Source organism: Streptococcus mitis (assembly GCF_001579035.1).
Classification (GTDB): domain Bacteria; phylum Bacillota; class Bacilli; order Lactobacillales; family Streptococcaceae; genus Streptococcus; species Streptococcus mitis_J.
In genome coordinates this window covers 321,889-325,345 of sequence record NZ_KQ970285.1, presented here as the reverse complement: position 1 = coordinate 325,345, position 3,457 = coordinate 321,889, and the positions used below count along the sequence as shown (strand labels likewise).

Below are 3,457 nucleotides of genomic sequence, written 5' to 3'. Positions count from 1 at the left end.
TCATGAAATCAACTGAAAAAAGCTTCGTCACGCCTGGTGACAAAAGCCTCTAGTTTACTCTGTTTCTTCTTCTATTTCAACTTCGGTAATTTGGACTTTTACCTTGGTAACACGTCCATTTTTCACTTTATCATTGGTTAAGATAAGCTGTTTGTTTTGACTAACTAATTCATAGCTGAGTTTCTCAGTCGTTGGAATGGTCCCAACTCCTGTCAAATAATAACCAGCGATGGTATCAACGTCATCACTTTCCAGTTCAACATCAAAGTAATTATTGAAATCATTGAGGGTCATAGTTCCTTGAACAATGTAAGTATCCTCGCCAATCTGATGAACATCTATTGCTGCTTTGTCCGTTTCATCATCAATTTCACCAACAATTTCCTCTAAAAGGTCTTCCAAGGTCACCAAACCAGCCATACCACCGTATTCATCTAGCAAGATTGCCATTTGTCTTTGGGTATTTCGCAATTCTTTTAGCAAGTCATCCACAAAAATAGTTTCAGGTACAAAAAGTGGATCTTGTAAAATTCTCTTCCAAACAATATTATCAAAACCGTCCACAAAACCAGCCTTAAGGAGACTCTTGGTGTGAATGATTCCAATCACATTGTCCTTATCCCCATCGTAAACTGGTATACGGGAAAAGTTTTGTTTTAAAATACTTTGGATAATGGCTTGACTATCATCCTGAATATCCACCATAAAGGCATCCGTTCGAGGAACCATAACCTCTCGCGCCATCAGTTCATCGAGCGAAAAGACACCTTGTAGCATCTCAATCTCATCAGCATCCAATGTTTCTTCACTATTTGTCAGCATATAGGCAATTTCATCACGGGTCATCTTTTCATCCGCATCATCGAATGACATAGGAGTCAAATGGCTCAAGAAATTGGTCGAAGCAGCTAAAAGCCAAACAAAAGGACTGACTAGTTTTCCGATCCCAATGATAACCGGCGCTGTACGAATGGCCAAGGCATCCTTTAGATTAAGAGCGATTCTCTTAGGATATAATTCCCCAAAAACGATGGAAATATAGGTCAAAAATGCCAAGGATAGAAAAGTTGCCACGGCTTGTGCTGTTTCGCCATTCCCAAGCCAAGAGGCAATCACACGTCCTAGAGTATCAGCTAAACTTGCCCCTGATAAGATTGTAATCAGGGTGATTCCTACCTGAATGGTTGATAAAAAGTGGTTAGGATTTTCTAGTACCTTCAGCAGGCGGATGTAGCGTCTGTCTCCTTCTTCCGCCTTTTGTTCAACCCGCGCACGATTAAGAGAAACCATGGCCATTTCTGTGGCTGAGAAAAAGGCATTTAATACCGTCAAGATAAACAATAAAACAAATTGTAGCAACAAATTCTGACTACTTGGGTCTTCCATAGTTCTTCTCCTAAAATAGTAACTTATCCTTTATTATATCACAAAATCTAGTCCAGTACATATTATTTTTTTCTTAGTACCTATTCTAGCCCTGCTTAAACTAGTAAAAAGAACTCCTACATCCACAAGTGATATAGGAGTTTATCTTATCTTTTACTGATACTCTTCGAAAATCTCTTCAAACCACGTCAGCTTCATCTGCAACCTCAAAGATGTGCTTTGAGCAACCTGCGGCTAGCTTCCTAATTTGCTCTTTGATTTTCATTGAGTATGAGTAACAGTGACTTCTCCAGTTCGGTAATCCAGTTGAAGCCCTTTTTGAACATTGGGAACTAGAACATTGAATTCCAATTCTCCGTCTGAAGACTTGGCTTCAATCTGTGAAGCTGAAGGAACTAAATCCTCGTTTGAAGCGTAGTAAAGGGTTACACGGTAACGGACACGCTTGTTTTGGTCCAAGGCTTTACGCACCTTGCTTTCATAGTAGTTTTGACCAGTCGAATCCTCGGCTTGTGCCTGATTTGCCCAGGCTGTCTGAACAGCAATGTTTTTAGGATTGCTTGTCGAGGCATCAAAACCATCCAAGCCACCGATTAAGGCATAGCCTAACAAGTGACCTCTATCGACCGCATGGGTATAAGTACCCTTTAGATTCTTGACCTGATGCCAGCCTGGAGGAGTCCAAGAAGTCGAACCATTCCCAGTTTCTTCACGATTCTTGTACTGGCGAGTGGCCTTAGACAAGAGGGCATTAGCTACGGTTGGAACAGTTTCCTTTCCCACTGTCTTTGTTTTATTATCAGCGTAGGGCTTACTTGAAACCTTGGCATTTAGGTTTGTTTTATTACTATTGACGATAAAAGCACCAGCCCCGTTCCACTCAAGACTCCCTTTTATTTGACTTTTGACTGCGTCTGTTAAGACACTTTCTGCCAATTCTTGACTAGGCGCGTCTGGTGATTGACTTTTCTGACTCATTTTTGTCTTAGCAGCCTGATTGCCTAGTTCATTCTGCTTAATATAATAGCTCCCTGCAGACAAAAGCAATAACACTAGCAGTCCGATTAGTGTCTGTCTTGTTTTTTTGTTCATATTTCTCCTTATCTTTATAAAAAGGCTGGTCTCCCAGCCTAATTTCCTGTAAATTTATGAATCAATTCCTGCCATTTTGCCGGAGACAGGATAGCCCATGGATCTTGACCCTTGCCCAAGATTCCATAACCGACCATTAAACCGATTCCTAGGGCTAGAAGCCCTAAAATCAGTACCAGAATGACTAAAAGTAAACGCTTGATTACGTATCTTGATTTCTTATTCATCTTCATCACTTGCCTCAATCCGCTGAATCTTAGCGCCCAACTGCGCTAACTTCTCATGAAAACGGTAATAACCTCTATCCAAGTGAACCAATTTACCGACAACGGTTTCTCCCTGTGCTACCAAACCTGTCAAAATCAAGGCTGCACTGGCACGAAGGTCAGTAGAAAGAACTTCTGCTCCCTGTAAAGGCTGTCCACCAACAATACGAGCTGTATCACGGATAATCTCAGAATGCAAGCCCATGCGACGCATTTCCTCCAGATGTTGGAAACGATTTTCGAAAACTGTCTCCACCATGGTTGATTCGCCTTTTGCAACTGTCATCAAGGCTGTAAATTGAGCCTGCATATCTGTTGGAAATCCTGGGTGGGGCAAGGTTTTCACATGGACAGCTTTTAGATTTTCTAGTTGAGAACGAACTCGAATTCCTTCAGTCTCCTCTGTCACTTCCACTCCCATTTCAAGCAATTTGGCAATCAAGGGACGGTTGTGCTCCCAAACAGCGTCTTTAATCAAGACATCACCACCAGTCATGGCAGCAGCCACCATAAAGGTTCCTGCTTCGATACGGTCTTGGACTACATTGTGAGTCGTACCATGAAGTTTCTCAACACCAGTAATGGTAATAGTCTCTGTACCAGCACCTTTGACCTTGGCTCCCATTTCATTAAGGAGAATGGCTAAGTCAACAATCTCAGGCTCACGCGCAGCATTTTCAATCACTGTCACCCCATCAGCCAGCGTCGCTGCC

4 protein-coding genes are annotated in these 3,457 nt (G+C 42.0%); all 4 read right to left on the bottom strand.

Annotated elements, in window-relative coordinates:
• Positions 1 to 54 precede the first annotated feature (54 nt).
• Positions 55 to 1,386, bottom strand: a complete 1,332-nt coding sequence (locus SMIDD26_RS01600; RefSeq protein ID WP_061438703.1) for a hemolysin family protein — start codon at positions 1,384 to 1,386, stop codon at positions 55 to 57.
• A gap of 261 nt (positions 1,387 to 1,647) precedes the next feature.
• Positions 1,648 to 2,478 carry a DNA/RNA non-specific endonuclease gene (locus tag SMIDD26_RS01590; RefSeq protein ID WP_061438702.1) on the bottom strand — a complete coding sequence of 277 codons (831 nt, stop codon included), beginning with the start codon at positions 2,476 to 2,478 and terminating at the stop codon, positions 1,648 to 1,650.
• Between the two features lie 38 nt (positions 2,479 to 2,516).
• On the bottom strand, positions 2,517 to 2,705 hold the full coding sequence (locus SMIDD26_RS01585) for a DNA-directed RNA polymerase subunit beta (RefSeq protein WP_061438777.1): 189 nt from the start codon (positions 2,703 to 2,705) through the stop codon (positions 2,517 to 2,519).
• On the bottom strand, positions 2,698 to 3,457 hold a 760-nt coding region (locus SMIDD26_RS12525), incomplete at its 5' end, for a UDP-N-acetylglucosamine 1-carboxyvinyltransferase (RefSeq protein WP_246746848.1). The genes SMIDD26_RS12525 and SMIDD26_RS01585, both read right to left, overlap by 8 nt.